Origin of the sequence: Collimonas rhizosphaerae (assembly GCF_038896935.1) — a bacterium.
In the GTDB taxonomy this organism is placed as follows: Bacteria; Pseudomonadota; Gammaproteobacteria; order Burkholderiales; family Burkholderiaceae_D; genus Collimonas; species Collimonas rhizosphaerae.
In genome coordinates this window covers 134,466-151,373 of the sequence record NZ_JBANDC010000008.1, presented here as the reverse complement: position 1 = coordinate 151,373, position 16,908 = coordinate 134,466, and the positions used below count along the sequence as shown (strand labels likewise).

At 56.5% G+C, this 16,908-nt stretch carries 19 protein-coding genes; 6 read left to right on the top strand and 13 right to left on the bottom strand.

What is annotated here, in order from left to right:
- The first annotated feature begins 9 nt into the window (after nt 1-9).
- Complete coding sequence (locus V8G57_RS13340) at nt 10-1,839, top strand: pilus assembly protein (protein ID WP_342829813.1); 1,830 nt, start codon at nt 10-12, stop codon at nt 1,837-1,839.
- A 37-nt stretch (nt 1,840-1,876) separates the two neighbouring features.
- On the opposite strand, the gene V8G57_RS13335 is transcribed toward V8G57_RS13340, so the two are convergent.
- The 7 genes from V8G57_RS13335 to V8G57_RS13305 all read right to left on the bottom strand — a co-directional run bounded on the left by V8G57_RS13335 (nt 1,877) and on the right by V8G57_RS13305 (nt 8,867).
- Nucleotides 1,877-2,194 carry a hypothetical protein gene (locus tag V8G57_RS13335; RefSeq protein ID WP_092395886.1) on the bottom strand — a complete coding sequence of 106 codons (318 nt, stop codon included), beginning with the start codon at nt 2,192-2,194 and terminating at the stop codon, nt 1,877-1,879.
- 217 nt (nt 2,195-2,411) lie between these two features.
- Complete coding sequence (locus tag V8G57_RS13330) at nt 2,412-3,434, bottom strand: hypothetical protein (RefSeq protein WP_342829812.1); 1,023 nt, start codon at nt 3,432-3,434, stop codon at nt 2,412-2,414.
- Between the two features lie 30 nt (nt 3,435-3,464).
- Nucleotides 3,465-3,956: a hypothetical protein gene (locus tag V8G57_RS13325; RefSeq protein WP_342829811.1), complete on the bottom strand. Its 492-nt coding sequence runs from the start codon at nt 3,954-3,956 to the stop codon at nt 3,465-3,467.
- 29 nt (nt 3,957-3,985) lie between these two features.
- Nucleotides 3,986-4,648, bottom strand: coding sequence for a hypothetical protein (locus V8G57_RS13320; protein ID WP_342829810.1), 663 nt, complete (start codon nt 4,646-4,648; stop codon nt 3,986-3,988).
- Between the two features lie 2 nt (nt 4,649-4,650).
- Nucleotides 4,651-5,268 carry a DUF4150 domain-containing protein gene (locus V8G57_RS13315; protein WP_092395894.1) on the bottom strand — a complete coding sequence of 206 codons (618 nt, stop codon included), beginning with the start codon at nt 5,266-5,268 and terminating at the stop codon, nt 4,651-4,653.
- The gene (locus V8G57_RS13310) at nt 5,261-6,739 is read right to left on the bottom strand and encodes a DUF2169 family type VI secretion system accessory protein (protein WP_342829809.1); all 1,479 of its coding nucleotides are present in this window, start codon (nt 6,737-6,739) and stop codon (nt 5,261-5,263) included. The genes V8G57_RS13315 and V8G57_RS13310 overlap by 8 nt, the downstream gene beginning before the upstream one ends.
- A 13-nt stretch (nt 6,740-6,752) precedes the next feature.
- Nucleotides 6,753-8,867, bottom strand: a complete 2,115-nt coding sequence (locus V8G57_RS13305) for a type VI secretion system Vgr family protein (RefSeq protein WP_342829808.1) — start codon at nt 8,865-8,867, stop codon at nt 6,753-6,755.
- Nucleotides 8,868-9,103: 236 nt separating this feature from the next.
- Here V8G57_RS13305 and V8G57_RS13300 point away from each other — a divergent pair, with 236 nt between their 5' ends.
- The 3 genes from V8G57_RS13300 (at nt 9,104) to V8G57_RS13290 (ending at nt 10,929) form a co-directional block, all read left to right on the top strand.
- Nucleotides 9,104-9,973 carry a hypothetical protein gene (locus V8G57_RS13300; protein WP_342829807.1) on the top strand — a complete coding sequence of 290 codons (870 nt, stop codon included), beginning with the start codon at nt 9,104-9,106 and terminating at the stop codon, nt 9,971-9,973.
- A gap of 11 nt (nt 9,974-9,984) precedes the next feature.
- Nucleotides 9,985-10,365: a hypothetical protein gene (locus V8G57_RS13295; protein WP_342829806.1), complete on the top strand. Its 381-nt coding sequence runs from the start codon at nt 9,985-9,987 to the stop codon at nt 10,363-10,365.
- 126 nt (nt 10,366-10,491) lie between these two features.
- The gene (locus V8G57_RS13290) at nt 10,492-10,929 is read left to right on the top strand and encodes a pilin (RefSeq protein WP_342829805.1); all 438 of its coding nucleotides are present in this window, start codon (nt 10,492-10,494) and stop codon (nt 10,927-10,929) included.
- Between the two features lie 578 nt (nt 10,930-11,507).
- On the opposite strand, the gene V8G57_RS13285 is transcribed toward V8G57_RS13290, so the two are convergent.
- The 3 genes from V8G57_RS13285 to V8G57_RS13275 all read right to left on the bottom strand — a co-directional run bounded on the left by V8G57_RS13285 (nt 11,508) and on the right by V8G57_RS13275 (nt 12,798).
- Nucleotides 11,508-11,732, bottom strand: a complete 225-nt coding sequence (locus V8G57_RS13285; RefSeq protein WP_342829804.1) for a hypothetical protein — start codon at nt 11,730-11,732, stop codon at nt 11,508-11,510.
- A 214-nt stretch (nt 11,733-11,946) separates the two neighbouring features.
- Nucleotides 11,947-12,084, bottom strand: a complete 138-nt coding sequence (locus tag V8G57_RS13280) for a hypothetical protein (protein WP_342829803.1) — start codon at nt 12,082-12,084, stop codon at nt 11,947-11,949.
- A gap of 45 nt (nt 12,085-12,129) precedes the next feature.
- A complete protein-coding gene (locus tag V8G57_RS13275; protein WP_342829802.1) occupies nt 12,130-12,798 on the bottom strand; it encodes a DUF2076 domain-containing protein in 669 nt (222 codons plus the stop codon).
- Nucleotides 12,799-13,078: 280 nt separating this feature from the next.
- Here V8G57_RS13275 and V8G57_RS13270 point away from each other — a divergent pair, with 280 nt between their 5' ends.
- Complete coding sequence (locus V8G57_RS13270; RefSeq protein WP_144740739.1) at nt 13,079-13,285, top strand: hypothetical protein; 207 nt, start codon at nt 13,079-13,081, stop codon at nt 13,283-13,285.
- A gap of 135 nt (nt 13,286-13,420) precedes the next feature.
- Here V8G57_RS13270 and V8G57_RS13265 read toward each other — a convergent pair whose 3' ends face one another.
- On the bottom strand, nt 13,421-13,618 hold the full coding sequence (locus V8G57_RS13265) for a hypothetical protein (RefSeq protein ID WP_342829801.1): 198 nt from the start codon (nt 13,616-13,618) through the stop codon (nt 13,421-13,423).
- Between the two features lie 322 nt (nt 13,619-13,940).
- Between V8G57_RS13265 and V8G57_RS13260 the strand changes: the two genes are divergently transcribed.
- Nucleotides 13,941-15,299, top strand: a complete 1,359-nt coding sequence (locus V8G57_RS13260; RefSeq protein WP_342829800.1) for a hypothetical protein — start codon at nt 13,941-13,943, stop codon at nt 15,297-15,299.
- Between the two features lie 604 nt (nt 15,300-15,903).
- On the opposite strand, the gene V8G57_RS13255 is transcribed toward V8G57_RS13260, so the two are convergent.
- Nucleotides 15,904-16,392, bottom strand: a complete 489-nt coding sequence (locus tag V8G57_RS13255; RefSeq protein ID WP_342829799.1) for a hypothetical protein — start codon at nt 16,390-16,392, stop codon at nt 15,904-15,906.
- Between the two features lie 114 nt (nt 16,393-16,506).
- Entirely contained in the window at nt 16,507-16,770 is a 264-nt protein-coding gene (locus V8G57_RS13250; RefSeq protein ID WP_342829798.1) for a hypothetical protein, read from the bottom strand.
- Between the last annotated feature and the right edge of the window lie 138 nt (nt 16,771-16,908).

Below are 16,908 nucleotides of genomic sequence, written 5' to 3'. Positions count from 1 at the left end.
GCGCAAGCCATGAAGACGATCTTGGCCTGTATCTGTGCGCTCACGCTGATTTCCGTGTCCGCCTGGGCGGCGGATACGCCGGGCGAGCCACCGTTCATCTATACGGCAAGCCATGAAGCGGCAACCTGGCAAGGCCATGTCAAAGCCTATCCGATCAGCGCCGCCGGCGTTTCCGAAACAGCACAGTGGGACGCCGCCGATCTTGTTCCGGCGTGGCAGCTGCGCCATATACTGGCCGCGGGCGATGGCGGCGCCGCTGTTCCATTCGAATGGCAACAGCTCGACGACCGGCAACGGGCCGCCTTGTCGTCCGAGGAGATACAGGAATACCTGAGAGGCAATGCGGCGCTGGAAATCCGGCACGGCGGCCGGCTGCGCGACCGCAAGGGCAAGCTGGGCGACATCATCAATTCCGTGCCGCTATATGTCGGCTGGTCAGATTCCGCTTATCACCTGCTGCCGGCAGCCGACGGCGGCGACAGTTACCGGCGTTTCGTCAGCAGCAAGAAACAACGCCGCGCCATGCTCTATGTCGGCGCCAACGACGGCATGCTGCATGGTTTCGATGCGATCGACGGTGTCGAAAAATCGGCTTTCATTCCACGCGCGATCTTTGACGGTTTGCCGGCATTGAGCGAAGCCGGTTATGTGCACCGGCTGTACGTCGACGGCCTGCTGACGGCTGGCGACGCCCATCTCGGGAATGGCGGGAGCGCCGGGTGGAAGACCATCCTGCTTGGCGCAACCGGCGCCGCCGCAAGGAGCTTGTTTGCATTGGACATCAGCCATCCCGACGCCTGGCCTGGCAATCCTTTGCTGTGGCAGAAAAGCGCGGAAGACGACGGCCATGGCGCGCCGGATGACGACATGGGTTACCAGCTCGGCGAAGCTTTTGCAGTTCGCCTGCGCAACGGCAGCTGGGCCGCGATATACGGCAATGGTTATCAAAGCAAAAAGCAGCGCGCCGTGCTGTACCTGGTTGAACTTGCCAGCGGCAGGCTGGTCAGGAAACTGGTTGCCGGCGCTGGCGGTCCGCAAGCGCCCAACGGCTTGTCGACGCCTGCCCTGGTCTTTGACCGGCAGCGTCACATAAACGCAGCCTACGCCGGCGACTTGCACGGCAAGCTCTGGAAATTCGACCTGAACGCCGGTACGGCGCAGCAGTGGCAAGCTGCATTTGACGGCCAGCCGCTGTTTACCGCTGCCGATGGCGGGCACAAGACGCAGTCCCTGATGCAGCAACCGCTGCTGGAACATCATCCCAAGGGTGGCGCCCTGGTCATGTTTGGCGCGGGCGGAATGGAAGACGGCGCCGGCCTGGGTAAGCCGCAAACCGCAAGCCTGTACGGCATCGGGGAAAAACCCGGCGCCGCTCCCGTTGCAGGCCGGGGGCAGTTGCAGCAACAGACGCTGGTTGAAGACAAAGACGGGAAATGGCAATTGAGCGGCAATACCGTCAACTGGAGCAGGCAGCGCGGATGGTACATCGACTTGCCGGAAAAAGTCGGCCGGGTGGTCGGAAAACTGCAGGTCATCGATGGCGTGCTGTGGGTGCTGACATACTCCGCCGCCGATGGAAAATCGTATCTGATCGCCATCGACTACACCACGGGCGGCGCCACGGCTGGCGCCGCGTTTGCCGATTTCCCGAGAACCGTCTCCATGATCGAAGTAGCGCCGTCAACCGTCACACCCGCCGCCATCACCTTGCCGGACGGTCGCCGGCAGCTGGTGATCAAGGACCGTGCCGGCAAGCCGCATGCCATACGCCTGAATTTACAGGAACGGCGTCCGCTAAGAACCTGGCGCCAGTTGCCGGCGCCGGCGAATCGGGAGTAGCCGAAAAAAAGCCCGCGGGCAGCGGGCTTGGCAGGATTTAATCGTCGTCGTGATGATGGCGATGCTCGCGCCATCCTTCCCGGCGCCGCCATTCTTCACGGCGCCATTCGTCGTCGCGGCGTTCCCGCCATTCGCGGCGCTCGCGCCAGCCCGGATCCACATAGACTTCCTGCGGCGGGTAATACACCGGCGCCGGGACGTAGCGCGGTTCATATTGCACAACCGGCGGGTAATACGGCCGTACCGGCGGATCGACATAAATACCGACGCCGACATTCACGCCGCCGGCCACGGCGCTGCCGCAAGCACCTGCGGCAATGGCGCTGAACGCCAGATATGCTAAAAGTTTTTTCATTTCGTTTCCTGTATGCCAATACTGCTGTATGCGGCGATGTCGCCCGATGTCGTCATTCTGTGACTTCAGTGTAGAGGCAAGCGCTAATCTATGTTGGTCTGCGGGGCAACAAGTGTAACGCCAAGTAACAGACTGTGGCAAAAATTGGACATCAAATGACATTCGGCAGGATTGGATTGCCTGCTTTACCTGCGTACAGTGGCGTTTCCCGTTGAATTCAGGATGGGGTTTTCAAAAGAGGAGATTCCAGCAGTTCAACCGCATAATAGGAATGGGCGGCAACGCGGATCCGGTTGACACGCTGCTCCATGACGCTGAACCCTACATGCAGCATGTATTCCGGCAGCTTCCATACGTAATAACCGGTCAGCTCGTCGGCCTTGCCCGTTACCGGATAACTGCCTACTTTGCCGACGACGATTTCAGGCGTGTCTGAAAAAAGCAGGCCCTTGGGCAAGGCGCCGTCAAAGCCGGCCGACGCATAGAGGCCCTTGCGGATATAGCGGGCGCCCGACAGGATAAAAAACGCTTCGCCGCTCTTCTGCGAGCGGCGAAAATACAGTTCGATACCGCGCGTTAGCAGTTCATCCACTTCATGCGAATTTTCGTCATCAGGCGCAGCGTCGGCCAGAGCGGAAAAATCCGCATCTTGCAGGCTGGGATGCTGCGCGACCTCATTCCAGCGCAGTTCCAGCAGGGATTGCAGGGTGTGGATATCCGGCTGTTCGATTTTCGGCAAGACGGACAGCGCCGGCTGCCCAGGCCGGAGTCCGATCTCTATCATGCGCAAGGCGGACATGTCCTCGGTATAAGAAACCAGCAGCCAGTGGTCGGGAAAATCCCAGCGCTCCAGCTTGAATGGGGCGACAAACGGAAATGTCCATTGCGAACTTCCCAGTTTTTGCTGCAAATCCTCGCGGCTGTCCGCAAAGCTGAGTGCGTGCGGCAGCGAAGATGCGTAGCGGGCGTGGTCATAATAATCGTCGCCGGAATACATCTGGACATTGGTAATGATCGCCGGCGCTCCGGTTTGCGCAGCATCCGCATGATAAAAATCCGGCGGGCAGAATGTGATCGAAAATCCCAGGCGCTTGAAAAATATCCCGCCTATCGGAGAGTGCTCCGGGAGCTCGAAATCCGGTTTGTGCGCATACCGGAATACCGCCGCCTCTATGGATTCAACGGGTTTTCCCAGGTGCTGCAGGAAGAGATCAGCGGTCGGCGGCGTAGTTTGGTCCATTGGGCATCACTGCTCTGGCAGTCGTTTCTCTTAGCGGAATTTGATTTGTACCGGTTTGAAGGTAATGTAAGCGCAATGCTTTTCATCGGCCGTCAATACGATGCCGATTTGCAGCTCCTTGAAATTGTTCCACAACAGCGTCCTCTGGGATGTGCCAGGCTCATCTTCAAAACCGGGCTCTCCCAATGTCTTCTTGATGTCATCGGGACCTTGCTCAAAATGCAGCCCAAAAGGCAACTTGCCCAGGTAAGGCTGGAAATCGTCGGCATTTTGCGGGCCGTGCAAGCGGATGCCGCTGAAAATCATGTCCCCGGCGGCATCGGTCGCACCGTAGAGCCGCGTGTATCCGTGCTTGGCGCGGAACATCAGGATATAACCTTGCTCGGTTTTGCTTAACCACTCTTCAGGATTCTCGTCGAATTCCGGGCGCTCTTCTATGCCGAGAATGGTTAAGTAAGCATCAACGGATTTGTCTATCGGTGACAAGCCAAACAACTTCACCGCATCTTCAATAACTAACATGTGATTTCCTTGTGAAAATTAAAAATGCATCACTGTTTCGCAATGACATCTTTAATCAGCTTGGTAAGGTCCTTGATATATTCGGCATGCGTTTTCTTGCGAATCTGCTCTGCTGCTTTTTGATATTTCTTCAAGCATTCGTCATCCATTTCTTTGCCTTCGGCATCCTCAATCGTTTTCGTGTCTTTTTTTGCCGCTTCCTGCAGCTCATCGGAATCCGTATCGATCTTTTCCGGATTGTTGCGCCGGCCATAGGTATCGCTGTGCTGCTGATGGTCTTTTTTGGGAATCGCTATCGCCTGGCCTTGTTTCGCGATCAATCCAGGATCGCTGCCCGATCCAAAAAGCGCTTTTCGCCCCGCATCGGTGAGTTTTTCGGCGAGCCCAGGCGTCTCGTCGATGATTTTCTGAGCAGCTTCCTTTAATGCCGCCTTCGATGGAACGTGATCGCGGTCAAATTTATTATCTCCGCTTTTTTTCAGCAGATCTTCATAGCTTCCATTGTCTCCGCAATCCAGCTTTCCCGTACCGACAATTGTAGTGGTTTCGGTCGTGGCCGGCGCTTTCTCCTGGGTGGCTTCATGCAGCACCACCGCACCGCCGGTGACTACGGTGGCGCCAAACAGGATGTGCCATATGGTAATCCCGCCCTCGATCACGACCTCGCCAACCGGGATAAGGATAGCGGCCATGCTTAGCCCTTCTTGCCGGGAATGAAAGCGGTACACGGCGCCAGCACCACGCCAGCCTGGCCGGCAATGGCTGCCACCGCCAATACCTTGCCGGTATTGATGTTCGGGCCGAGCGCCGGCGCCAGGGCGTTGCCTTGCCGGGACAGGAAGGCGCTCTCCGCTGGCGTTTCCGGCAGCACCGGCGGGCTGCTCTGGGTCGGCGCGGCGGGCGGCGGCAGGCTGCCTGGCGGATGCGGCATCTGCGTGGTGATATAGATGCCCGGATTATTGCCGCCGTTCATGACATTGCTGTCCCCCTGGCGCACTACGTAGTGTCTTTCCGCCTTGAAGTGGCTGGCGGCCCCGGTCGGTTTCACATAGCCGTTGACGGTGCCGGACTTGACGCCGTTGGCGGTGCCCGGATCGTCGCCGCTGCACTTCGGTTGTTGCGCCATGTTGAGCACATAGGCCGGCTTGCCGTTGAAGTGGACGCTGTCGGCTACCGATGCACTGTTCGACAGGTCTTGCGTGGTCGGATAAGGCAAAGGCGGAGTGCTGCTGCCTACCGGCGTTTTATTGATGGAGGGTGCGGTGGATACGGCTTTTAAAATATCGCTTTGGCGCGCGCCTATCTTACCCATGCTGCAGCTCCCGTTCGACGTTGCTGCCGGCGCGTCCCAATGACTTCTGCTTGCGGGCGCCTTCTGCTATCAATTGCATGAATCCGGCCTCGAATTCGCAGTGCTGGCGCAAATCGACAGCGCGGATGTCGGCATCCTTGGCGATGACGGCGCGCCATACCAGGCTGACGGCGCCCTGCTCCGGTTCGATCAGCAGGGAGTCGATGTGCATCGGGTGCAAGAACATGGCGCCGTCCTCCATCCGCATCAGCAGGGTGCAGGCATGGCCGGGCAAGGCCAGTTCCAGGCAGGTATTGCCTTGTGCGTCGATGGTGGCCCCGGGCGCGTCCGGGGCGCACAGGTTGATCAGCTCAATCCTCTCGTCGCCGGCGAGATAGTCGATTTGCTGGTCCGGCGGCGCGCAGTTCCAGATCGCAAAGTCGAAATCCTGCGGCAGCCAGGCGTCGCTGCCGATGAATGCCTCATCGACGGTGCCCAGCAATGCCCGGCGCTGCGGATGCGCCTTGGCGCGCAGGCCGAGTCCGGCCGGCTCAAACGGCCGCGGCAGCGTGCCGGCGTCCGTGAACTTTCCTCTGAGCGACTGCCAGAACAACCTGGCGGATAGCGGCGCATCGGGGTGTTCGATGCGTGGCGCCGGAACAGATTTCATGCCGCTGGCGCGCAAAAACCATGGCTCGGCAAAACCGCGGCCCACCAGGTTCTGTTCGCATGTGCGGTGGGCCACGGGCTGCAATGCCGGCGCTGCTTCGCGGTCCGGGTGGCCGGCCAGCCCGGCTGGCGTCAGGCGGTATTTTTTGCCGATGCGCCTGGCGCCGCGGTCGCCGGCGTTGACGCGGCATTCGCCGCCATACGCGTATTCATGACGCAACGGCATCTCGGTAAAAGCCCGGGGAGAAGTCAGCCGCCAGGGATTGGCTTTGATCAGTCCCAGGGTGCCCCACCTGGCCAGCGTGGCGGCCAGCCGCAGCGGCCAGGCGCGCTGCCGGAACACGCGTTCTCCGGTGACAGCCAGTTTCTTTTCCAGCAGCACCGCGCCCGGCACCCTGGTGCGTTGCGCGTGCGCAGTAGCGATGCGCCAGGCTTCCATCTCGGCCTGCGATGGCGAAGTGAAGGGGTTCAATCCTTGCGCGGCGGCCGGCGGCGCCATCTGCGTATCGGCCCGCTTGATCCGCACCAGCACCTCGAAGTGCTGGGCCGGCTTATGCTGCGGGGCGTGCGCGGTGGCGTTGACGATGACGTCGCATTTCGGCTTGTACTGGCACAGGTCGCTTTCCTGGCGCAGGCTGCTGCGGTTCATCTCGCCAAAGAAAGTATCGACCTCGCAAAGCGGCGCTTGCGTGCCGGCGTACTCCAGCCGGCCGGAACAAAATGTCAGCGTCTGGCGCAGCACGGCCACATGGAAAGATTGGCCGTGCTGGTCTATGCCTTCAAAGGCCAGCGCCGGAAACGAGGTCAGGTTGCGGAATTCCATGGGGCGGCCCGGCTTAATTGATGTCCACGTCTTTGCCGTTGATCTTGACCGGTCCGCTGCCGGAAATTTCCAGTTTGGCGCCGTTGATCACTATGCTGCCGTTCGATTTCATCACCAGGCTAGACTTGCCGACATGGATGGCGAATTCGTTGCCCGCATTGATCGAGAATTTCTTGCCGACCATGACGCTCTTGTTAAGCCCCACTTCTTCAAACTGCGCCAGTCCTACTGCCGTATTCATCGCGCCGGCTACCGTCACCGCATAACCCGCCCCCACCGTCAGGGCCTTGGCCAGCCCCACGCTTTCGGTGGCGGTCAGCGCAATGACGACGTTTTCCATGCCGTTGATGGTTTCCGTATGGTTGCCGGTGATGTGTTCGGTGCGGTTGCCGCCGACATCGAGGGTTTCGTTGGCGCCGACTTTTTCCGTCCGGTTGACGCCGATGGTGATCGTTTCGTTGTTGTCGACCGTTTCGGTCCGGTCATGCTTTACGTGCGTGGTTTCATCGTGGTCGATGTTCTTGCTGCGGTCATTGCCCACCCAGTGCGATTCGTCGTGCTCGACCTCGATGCGCTGGTCTTTTTCGGCATGCAGCCAGACTTCCTCCGCGCCCTTCTTGTCCTCGAAGCGGAAGGCATTCGCGTTGGCCGCCGTCGCACCCTTGGAGGAGCGGGTCAGGATGCCGCTCTGGGTCTTGTTGGCCGGCAGGTCCCAGGGCGGCAGGTTCTCGCCGTTGTATACCCGGCCGACGATGATCGGCCGGTTGGGCGAGCCGTCCATGAACGCCACGATCACTTCGTCGCCTATGCGCGGGTGCTGGATGAAACCGAAACCGCCGCTGGCCCAGAGCTGCGAGACGCGTACCCAGCAAGAGCTCTTTTCGTTCGATTCGCCGTCGCGGAACCATTTGAACTGCACTTTCACCCGGCCCATGGCGTCGACATAGATTTCCTCGCCGGACGGCCCCACCACGACCGCGGTCTGCGGCCCCGGGATCATCGGCATCGAAGCGCTGTGCGGCGGTCGGTGCGGGATTTTCTTGCGGATGCAGGTGAAGCTGTTCCAGTACTCGCCGCCGCCTTCTTCGTTAGCGTAATTATTGCTGCCGGCATGCTTGATCGAGGTCACCAGGAATTGCCGGTCTTCCGCTGAACCGGCATCGTGGTCGTAATGGCCGACCAGTTCGAAACTGTTGGCCACCGCCAGCGCGCGGCAATTGCTCTTGCCGTTGAAGACCTTGCCCTGGGCTTCGATGCGCTCCAGGCGGCGCTTGGCGATCTGGTCGGCTTCGTCGGCGTTGGCGAAACCGTATTGCCCCAGGTAGTCGAAAATCTCGTAGCGCTCGACTTCGCCCTGCTGCGCCACGGTATCCATTTCCGTCATCATCGGCGCGCCCGGCGATTTATAGTTGCCGCTTTTCAGCGTGACCTTGCCGGATTGCAGTTCCCGGGTCGCGGCCCAGCTGACGATCGAATCCTTGCTTTGGATCGCCTGCGTATTGTGGAAGCGGATCTGCGGCTGCGCCTTCAGTTCCGGCAGCTGCGTGCTGTCGTCGGTGATGACCAGCTTGTGCGAATCCTTGGTGTATTCGAAATAGCGGGTCCAGCCCAGCTCGTCCCACATGCGCGACAGGAAATTGAGGTCCGATTCGCGGTATTGCACAAAATAGCTATACGGTTTGGGCGGGGCATGGCGCAGCCGGAATTCAAAATCGGGCAAGGTGCCGAACTTGGCAAACACCGCACGGGTGATGTCTTCCGGGCCCTTGTCCTGGAAAATGGTCGAATCGTAGCGTTTTCCCAGCACCCACAGCCAGGGCCGCAGCACTGCCCGGTACATGGCGTAGCCGCCGTCCGAGCCGGTATGGGCAAAAGCCGTCACCAGGCCGTTAAGGTAGCGCGGATCGCCGTCCGACATGGCGATTTCCAGCGCCACCTTCTTGCCGATCATCTGTTTCAGTTCAATGCCGGGGTCGTTGGAGAGCAAATCGCAATCGAACTCGAACAGCTGGGACAGCGTTTCGACCCCGCCAAAACTGCGCAGCAAGAGTTCTTGCGAGCCCTGGGTCGGGCCGTGCCATACGATAATGCGTTGATTCTGCAGATCAAGCAGGTTGGACTCTGACACGATGCACTCCTTGTCGCTCTCGGTTTAGCGGCGCTGGACTCGGTGGTTGCTGGTATTGACGTGCTGAAACATTATCCTAGCGTAAACTTTAGGGGCTTTTTAAAACGCCTGTAAGTTGTTGAAGTAAAAGGGTTTTTTGCAAATAAAGTGCAATAATTCCTTGCCGGAAGACAAGTCAAACTTGGCGCAATTGCTGTTCAGCGGCTATGCTTACGCGGTCGACGGGAGCTGAAACAATGGGAAACAAAGCGTTCTATCCTTGCACCGCAGAAGACCCGCTTGGTCTTGGGCCGCAGCCGGGCCTGCTCGGCGCCGGCATGGCATCCGACATTGCCCGCCGGCCAGCGCCTGGCCAAGGCATCACCTACAGCCAGGCCGTCACCGCTTCCGAGCTGGTCAATATTCCGGTCCCGGTCGGCGCCAACCTGGCTTGGGACAGTTATTGGCGCGCGGTCTACGACAAGGCCAACAAGCTGATCCAGCAGCAAGCTAACCAGCTTTTACAGCGCGGCAACGTGACCGCGGAAGAAGCCAGGGAACTGATCGAAGTACAGCGCAACCGGCTGGTGATTGAAATGCGCAAGCCGCTGACGCCATTCGGCCGCTTTTATTCCGAAGTGCTGAAGCCGGAAAAAGACCTTCCGACCCTGGAACAGCTGCTCAAGAAAAAAGGCAGCATCGAAGCGGTGCTCAACAGCGTCGGCAAGACCCGTGCGTTTACCAACCGGCTAGCGATCATCGGCCGCACGGCGGGGCCGGCCGGCATCGTGCTGGAAGTGGTAGTGGTCGGCGTCGTCATCGAAAAGGCTGACCCGCACGAGCGGGCGCGCGTCGCTACCGAAGAAATAGGCGGCGCTGCCGGCGGTTTCATGGGCGGCCGCTACGGCATGCTCGGCGGCGCAGCGGCCGGCGCAGCCTGGGCCGGCACCTGGGCTTCGCCGACCTTGCTGATTCCGGTGGTGGGTGAAATCACCGAAGGCGGCGCGGTGCTGGTCGGCGGCATCGTCGGCGGCCTGCTGGGCGCCTGGGTCGGCCACGATGTGAGCAAGGAGGCGGTGCACCAGGCGTGGATGTTATCGGAGTTCTACTGGAAAACGGATAAATAGGAATTTGCCTTATGCTGATCGAACGCCTCCAGGCTTGGCTGATCAACCGCCTGCCCTCGCGCCGGCTTGCTCCCAGGCTTAGCCTGACAGAACAAGGCTTGCTGGCTGAAACCGCCGATGCCAGGCAAGAAGTGCGATGGACGCAAATCGATGAAATCGTGGCGGTCCGTGCTGACCAGTTTGTCGGCGACAGTTTGCTGCTGCTGATTCGCTTTGACGGCGATCAAACCTTGAGCATTCCCGAGCAAAGCGAGATATGGGCGCAATTGACCGAGCAGATTCCCTTGCATCTGGACGCTGCCCTGCAGCACCAGGACTGGGCGTTGCGGCTGATAGGCGATGCCCAAGCCACGCCGGTGACGGTTTACCGGAAAGCCAGTCCGCTTGGCTGAGTCCGCGGAAGTACCTCTCCGCGGATCGTTAGCTGTTCCAAGGCAACCCATCTTGCATAAGCGGTAAGAACAAAATCAGGTTCCTGCGCTCTAACCGGAAGCTTCACTGAATCCGGGAGTGCAAAAATGAAAATATCACACCATCCGCATGCCAGGACCGGCCAGGGTTTTACGCTGATTGAGTTGATGCTGACCATAGCGATCTTCGGCATCCTGGCGGCGGTTGCCATACCCGCCTATCAAAACCACCTGAAGAAAGAAAAATTCGCTGAAGTGATTGCGGCAAGCGCCACGGCTAAATCTGCTGTCGAGGCCTGCATGCAACATTTGAACGCCGCGGCAGGCTGCGACGGCGGCAGCAATGGAATTCCTGCCGACCTGACCGCAAATGCCGGCAACCGCGTTGCCGCGGTCAGCACCAAGAACGGCGTCGTCACAGTTGTCCCACAGGAAAAAGACGGCATTCTTGCCTCCGACACCTACGTGCTGACACCGACTCCCGGCAATCCGATCCAGTGGTCCAGCGCCGGCAGCGGCTGTCGCGCGACGGCATTGTGCAAATGACGGAACCTGCCTTCCGATATGCCTGTCAAAATTTTTATCCCATTTAAATGCATGGATCATTTGTAATGAAAGCGGCAAGAACAGCTGCTTGAAGCCATGGATTAGGTAGCTGAATTTCAAGAGGCAAGCATGTACGGCGAGGTAGACTGGAAGCATGCGCCGAAAGGTGCACGATGGTGGGCAATGGACTCAAGCGGCCATGCCCATTGGTTCATGGAGCCAACACACAAAGTCAAGGCGCATTTCTGGTACGCGCAGGAAGTTCACGCGCCAACCTTCGCTTATTCTGGCGATTGGCGCGAGAGCTTGACCGAACGGCCAGACCAATTCAGGTGAACCAGTGAACGATAAGCAGGTTTCGGCATCGAAACAGGTATCGTCAATGACCTGGGGCCTGCCATGAAACATCTTGCTATCTTGTTGGGTTTGGCAGTGCTGCTCAGCGGTTGCGTAGTTGCGCCGTATGGGGAGAGAGATGGCGGTTACAGAGGAGATCGCGGCGACTGGCATGATCACCACAACGACAGAGACGGCGACCGCCGCAGAGATGACAACCCTAACCGTTACTAGCAGCCGTATCAGGTCCTGGTTCGGCCATTCTTCCTGTGGACGAGCCAGCCTGCCACCAGCAGTACTTTCAGGATGAGCAGAGCGCCTATCCCCACCACGCCAAGCTTGAGAGTGGCGCCAATGATATAGGCAATCCCCACTGTCAGGCCCTTTACCAGGGCAAACAGTACGACTATGCATAGCAGGCCCGCATAGAGCGGATTGTAGCGATGAAGGGTTGAGAGCTGTTTCATACGTCCCTTTGTCAGGAAGGCTTTACTGGCAATGTACTCTTTTCATTTGCCGTTTCCCATCCCCCGGATAAAAAAAAGCCCGCCAGCCTTGCGGCAGCGGGCTAAATCCAAAACTTAGGGAGAGTTGGAGGAGACCAATTCAATATTGTGCTGCCCAACCGGTTTTCAATACCCTTTTTCATTATTTATTCCCGGCAAAAATCGCGAGGGAAAACTAAAAACTGGTGCCGGTACGGCAGCTTGCGAACGAAGCGCCATTGGTTGCAGCGGCGCCGCAGCCGAACAGGCTGCATCCACCGACAAGGAAAACCACGGCGGCCAGAGTGGGGATCAGGAGGAAACGACGTCGCATGAAGGCTCCTTGGATTTATTCCATTGTACCGGCGCCCGCGAAAACCTAGATGATCGAGGAATCGTCATCGCCGCTCATGTCGTCGGCAAGCGTGTCGTCCGTGCTTGTGCTGTCATCCTTTGCCGTATCGCCATCGTAATAATTGTTGACGGTGGTGTTCTCGGTCGATGTGGTTGACGGCGCCATGCCGGACTGGTTCATGAATCCCGCGGCGCCGCTGCTGCTGCCTGGATGCATCAAGTGTTCGATACCCTGGAACAGGAACGCACCGCCTGCCACCCCGGCAGCTGTAGCCGCAACCGTGCCGAGCGCGCTCCCGACGCCACCGCTAAAAAAGCCCGGCGACGCCGCCGGCGCCTGACTTTGCATGGACGGGGCAGGCATTGCCGCCGGCATGCTCGCCATCATTGGAGGCGCTGCCGGGCGCGGCGCCGTAGCTGAAGTATTGCCCCATGCATTGGGATCGAAGAAGCTGCGCGACGGCGCGGCTTGGGTTGCCTGGACCTGGCTCTGCAGCGACGCAATCTGCATTTTGGCGGTGGTAAGTGCTTGCTCCATCAACAACGCGCGCTGGACCAGCAGGTAAGCAGCGTCCGGTTGCTGCGCAACGGCGCCGGCAATCAAGGCATCGGCTTGCGGATCCTTGGCTATGCCGCGCACCTGGATGAGTTGATTCAGAAAATCTTGCAGCGATTGGGTTTCTTGCGGGCTCATGAATATTGCTCCTATAGCAAGGTGAAAAAAATAATCTGGCAAAGGCCACGTATGTGGCCTGCATAAATCCGCCATTGGTTTAACACGGCATTACATGGGGCCAAGGGACGTAATTCCTCTGATTTTTTTGTATCCGTTTGAAAGCGAACGTAATTTTTTGGAAAGATGACATAAGAAAGTTGCCCAGCCGATTCGAGTGAACATTCGGGAAAAAACGCCAGATTCGTAGCGAAACCGAAATATTTCCTTGCTACTATGGAATTTCCATGGGGAGGGCGATATGTCTACAGTTCATGAAAGCCGCAGCGTCAGCCTGTCGCAGAAGGACATCGAGGTCCTGGAATCGGTGCTGAATGAACGGATTGCATACCTGTCCCAGATACTGATGACCAGATCGCGCAGCGCCTATGGCGATCATCATGTCACTGCATTGAAAAACGCGATTGATGCGAAATCAGCGTTGAATCTGGGCCGAAGCACGCTATAAAACTGCCTCACCGGGCCAACGAAGCGTGCGGGCGCAAAAAAGCCCCGAACCGGCGAAGGTGCGAGGCTTTTAATCGATGGCTCGGATTGCTGGCTGTTCCAATACAGAAGCGAGACAGCGCTCAGCTATCCGCCATCAGGGTTTAGCGGGCGCGCTGGCAGCGTTGAGCGCCTCCATGGCGGCTTTTCTTGCCGCCTGAATATCCTTGCTATCGACGGTAGTTGCAGCAGCTGGGGCTCCCGCCTCGGGCGTAGCGACAACGGCTTTTGGCTCTTCTTCTTTTGAACAAGCCAAAACAGCAAAAAGAAGCACCAATGCAGCGACTGTTTTCATCTTTTCTCTCTCCTCGAATTAGACGGTACGGCAAATCATTGTGTGCATTCTACAATGTTGCCGAAAAACATCGTGGCTTTTACTTTTGGCGATATGCGGAATATCTGATGTAAGCAGAGCTGTCGTTAAAATACAGCCCCAAACTTGATTGCTCAAGGGGCAGGCCAATATTACAGGGGGCATTGGCCATGGGTGTAATCAAAGAGCGCCTAGAGAAGTATGCGGACGTAAAAAAATCTACCGACGACAGTGGGGAGATGGTGTCAAAATCCGAGTTGAGTAAAATAGCCAGTTCCAAGAAGCGGATCTACATATAAAAATAATGTCCATACCAAAACTATCGATTGCCCTAATTTTGGTTTTCATATCAGGGATGGCGTCACATGCTCATATACCGATTTTCGAGCGGGACCTGATCAAATATAAAAACAAGGATGCAGACGAATCTAAGGTAATGAATGCTTTTATCAGCTATGGACAGTCTTGGCGGTCTCAGTCGCAACCAATTGCGGGCGATAATCTTATCGCAGACGATAAACAGCCACTTGCATTTGCACCTAAAGCCAAAAACACAACTACCTTGCTGCCGGCAATTAGCTCTCCATGGGTTGCTGACCAATACGGTGACCTGGAAGCATTGAACTGGAAAAATACGGTTACCGGAAGCCCGAATAATGCTGCTGGAAACATCGGAAATATTTCTGCACGCTCACTTGTTAAACTGAGCAAGAGGGATGGTTACTCGCCTTTTCAAGTCGTCGATTTTGGCATGGCATATCCCGCATACACCTGGCAGCAACTCCGGCCAGGTACAGAACAGTGGCAAGTGCTGCTAAATGCCATAAACAAAATCAAAGCGATCAATGAGTCAAATGGGAAAGCGATCCGTTGGCTAGGCGTTGGCTGGACGCACGGTGTTTTTTCTCCTGCCGACAATTTCGACTATTACGTTCAACTCAAGGAGATGGTTGCAGCGTTCGATAAATTGGCCTTGAACAATGGCGATGGAGGAACGAACAAACCATTGCACTACTTTACCGACATGTTCGCCGGCGTTTCCGACATGGTTGTTCAGTCGCCAAATACATTACGGCAATTAGACTTTGCAATTGCGAACTCGTCTCGCGTCCATCTTGTCAATCCTCGTTATCCTTACCCAATTGCTGCTGGCGATAATGTGCATCACACCGGTATCGGTTATGCCCAATACGGTGAAGCCGAAGGATTGGCCAAGTTCCATACCTTGGTAGAAGGGAAAAATTGGGAGCCATTCAGAATCGTATCAGGTGCGGCCGAAGGCTCGAAAATTTCGCTGAAAGTATCGGCGCCAATGGCTGGCTTCGGAAAGCCAGAGATCGATATTTCGCAAATTGAGCAGGCATCACAATACGGATTTCATGTTAAAGCCAACGGCGTTGAAGTCCCGGTAAAAAGCGTGTCATTCCCCAATTCGACGACTATTACGCTGGATCTACCCTCGTTAACTTCAGCATCATCAAAGTTCGAAGTCTCGTACGCATGGTACGGCCCCGGCGCTTCCTTCGGAACGCATGTTGGAGTTTGGGGAAACATTAAACGAAAAGGCCCGCCATCTGTCTTGTTCCAAGGGAAAACCATTGATTTATGGCTTTGTAACTATATCGGCGTTATTGAACGTGCTCCAAAATCAAGTTTGAGCTGAATTTTCCGCCTATTCCTATTTTTAGGGTAAAGAACTGATGGGGAAAACGCGAAAAATAAGTCGTTGGTGGTCAGTCATTACTGCGGGAGCGATACTCGGAATAGCATCAATACTGATCTATGCAGGCAGCATGTTGCACCCCGCAGTCGCGCCAGTTTGCCAAGTATCGTCTTCTGGGTATGCCAGTCCCACGCGAGTAGTAAGCGGATCGTTATTGAGGATAGGCGGCTCAGACATAGTGCGCAATGATCGAAACCAAAATATTCAAATTGCGGTTTGTGGCAAAGGTGGCTGCATTGGGCCTGCTCGAGAGTTAGAGCAGGTCAAGAGTGGCACATTAGTGCGCGCCGAATATTGCGCCAAAATGATTACTCGTGTGTACGCTAGCGATGTCGAAATCTACAACAGAGTACCTCCAACACAGAAATATTTGGATCAACAAGCTGCGGCCAGTCGTGGTTTTGTTTTGAAGATGTTTGCATTTTCATGCGGCTTGCTATTGTTTGGAATAATGGGAGTGCGACGGAAAGTCGATGTCTGATCTTGGCCGACAGGAGGTCATCCAAACAAAGAGAACAACGCCACGACTGAACGTGTGACGTTGTTAAATCGTACCGCCAATCTTGTACCTTTCCAGTTCTCTCCGAAGCCGGGTTTCGAGTATGGTTTTTTTGGATGAATCAAACAGGCACAGAGTAATCATCACACCGCATACCAATAACACTGCCAGTGTCGGGAGTGCTGTTAGGCGCCTATCGATTGCTGTGCCGATGTGCAGTAGCCACAAATTCAGTAACGCCAAAATACAGCCTCCTAACAGGAGCGTGAGAAACAGACTTCCGGGGACTGTGTATAACCAATTCGGGCGCAAAGAAACAAATCGATCTGATACCGGATCAATCCAGGCGACCAGCGAGTGTTTATCGCCATTCTCGAACGCACCGATGGTCTGCTTTCCGGAAGATAGCTTTCTCACTCCGGGAAAGAACAATCCATAGAGAGGAACCGTGTCAACCCTGACGCTGGCCCAGATGCCTGAGCGATCATAGGCCGTATCGAAAATTTCGAGATCTTGTATCGGCTCAAATATCATGTTTTATCAGTTCGAAAAATTGTCTGTGCATCGCTGACAACTATGGCATGTTTGAATCACGCGGAGCTCCGCCGGCAATTAAAACATGTGAAAGAGGACGAGGAGTAAGAGGGATCAGCGATAGTGAGCAACCACGGCAATGCTAATCCCGAAAACCAGTAGTACGATTAGCAACATACCGAACTCTTTGCGCGTGCTTGGCAAATTCATCGTGCCACCACCGCCAAAGATGGCAAGAATAATAACAATGAGGATGGCAGCGCCCTTGGCCACTTGAGTTATCGCTTTACAGACGACGTCAACAAAACTTGACCATCCAAATCTGCGGTACGGCTTAACTTCTGGTCGGCGAAATTCTGGTTGCTTGTCGAAAATCATGGGAGTACATATTCCTAAAGCTGATACGGAAAAATGGTGTGCTGTTTCTCCTCGCTTGTCGTCTAGTTTTACCGTCCTGATTCCGTATGACGCACACATTGGGGCGGTGTATTACCCTCGAACGAGATCCATTGGTTG

Excerpts from the sequence above, each read along its gene's own strand:
- V8G57_RS13340 (WP_342829813.1), top strand. The coding sequence starts at position 10 with ATGAAGACGATCTTGGCCTGTATCTGTGCGCTCACGCTGATTTCCGTG.
- V8G57_RS13335 (WP_092395886.1), bottom strand. The coding sequence starts at position 2,194 with ATGAAAAAACTTTTAGCATATCTGGCGTTCAGCGCCATTGCCGCAGGT.
- V8G57_RS13330 (WP_342829812.1), bottom strand. The coding sequence starts at position 3,434 with ATGGACCAAACTACGCCGCCGACCGCTGATCTCTTCCTGCAGCACCTG.
- V8G57_RS13325 (WP_342829811.1), bottom strand. The coding sequence starts at position 3,956 with ATGTTAGTTATTGAAGATGCGGTGAAGTTGTTTGGCTTGTCACCGATA.
- V8G57_RS13320 (WP_342829810.1), bottom strand. The coding sequence starts at position 4,648 with ATGGCCGCTATCCTTATCCCGGTTGGCGAGGTCGTGATCGAGGGCGGG.
- V8G57_RS13315 (WP_092395894.1), bottom strand. The coding sequence starts at position 5,268 with ATGGGTAAGATAGGCGCGCGCCAAAGCGATATTTTAAAAGCCGTATCC.
- V8G57_RS13310 (WP_342829809.1), bottom strand. The coding sequence starts at position 6,739 with ATGGAATTCCGCAACCTGACCTCGTTTCCGGCGCTGGCCTTTGAAGGC.
- V8G57_RS13300 (WP_342829807.1), top strand. The coding sequence starts at position 9,104 with ATGGGAAACAAAGCGTTCTATCCTTGCACCGCAGAAGACCCGCTTGGT.
- V8G57_RS13295 (WP_342829806.1), top strand. The coding sequence starts at position 9,985 with ATGCTGATCGAACGCCTCCAGGCTTGGCTGATCAACCGCCTGCCCTCG.
- V8G57_RS13290 (WP_342829805.1), top strand. The coding sequence starts at position 10,492 with ATGAAAATATCACACCATCCGCATGCCAGGACCGGCCAGGGTTTTACG.
- V8G57_RS13285 (WP_342829804.1), bottom strand. The coding sequence starts at position 11,732 with ATGAAACAGCTCTCAACCCTTCATCGCTACAATCCGCTCTATGCGGGC.
- V8G57_RS13280 (WP_342829803.1), bottom strand. The coding sequence starts at position 12,084 with ATGCGACGTCGTTTCCTCCTGATCCCCACTCTGGCCGCCGTGGTTTTC.
- V8G57_RS13275 (WP_342829802.1), bottom strand. The coding sequence starts at position 12,798 with ATGAGCCCGCAAGAAACCCAATCGCTGCAAGATTTTCTGAATCAACTC.
- V8G57_RS13270 (WP_144740739.1), top strand. The coding sequence starts at position 13,079 with ATGTCTACAGTTCATGAAAGCCGCAGCGTCAGCCTGTCGCAGAAGGAC.
- V8G57_RS13265 (WP_342829801.1), bottom strand. The coding sequence starts at position 13,618 with ATGAAAACAGTCGCTGCATTGGTGCTTCTTTTTGCTGTTTTGGCTTGT.
- V8G57_RS13260 (WP_342829800.1), top strand. The coding sequence starts at position 13,941 with ATGTCCATACCAAAACTATCGATTGCCCTAATTTTGGTTTTCATATCA.
- V8G57_RS13255 (WP_342829799.1), bottom strand. The coding sequence starts at position 16,392 with ATGATATTTGAGCCGATACAAGATCTCGAAATTTTCGATACGGCCTAT.
- V8G57_RS13250 (WP_342829798.1), bottom strand. The coding sequence starts at position 16,770 with ATGATTTTCGACAAGCAACCAGAATTTCGCCGACCAGAAGTTAAGCCG.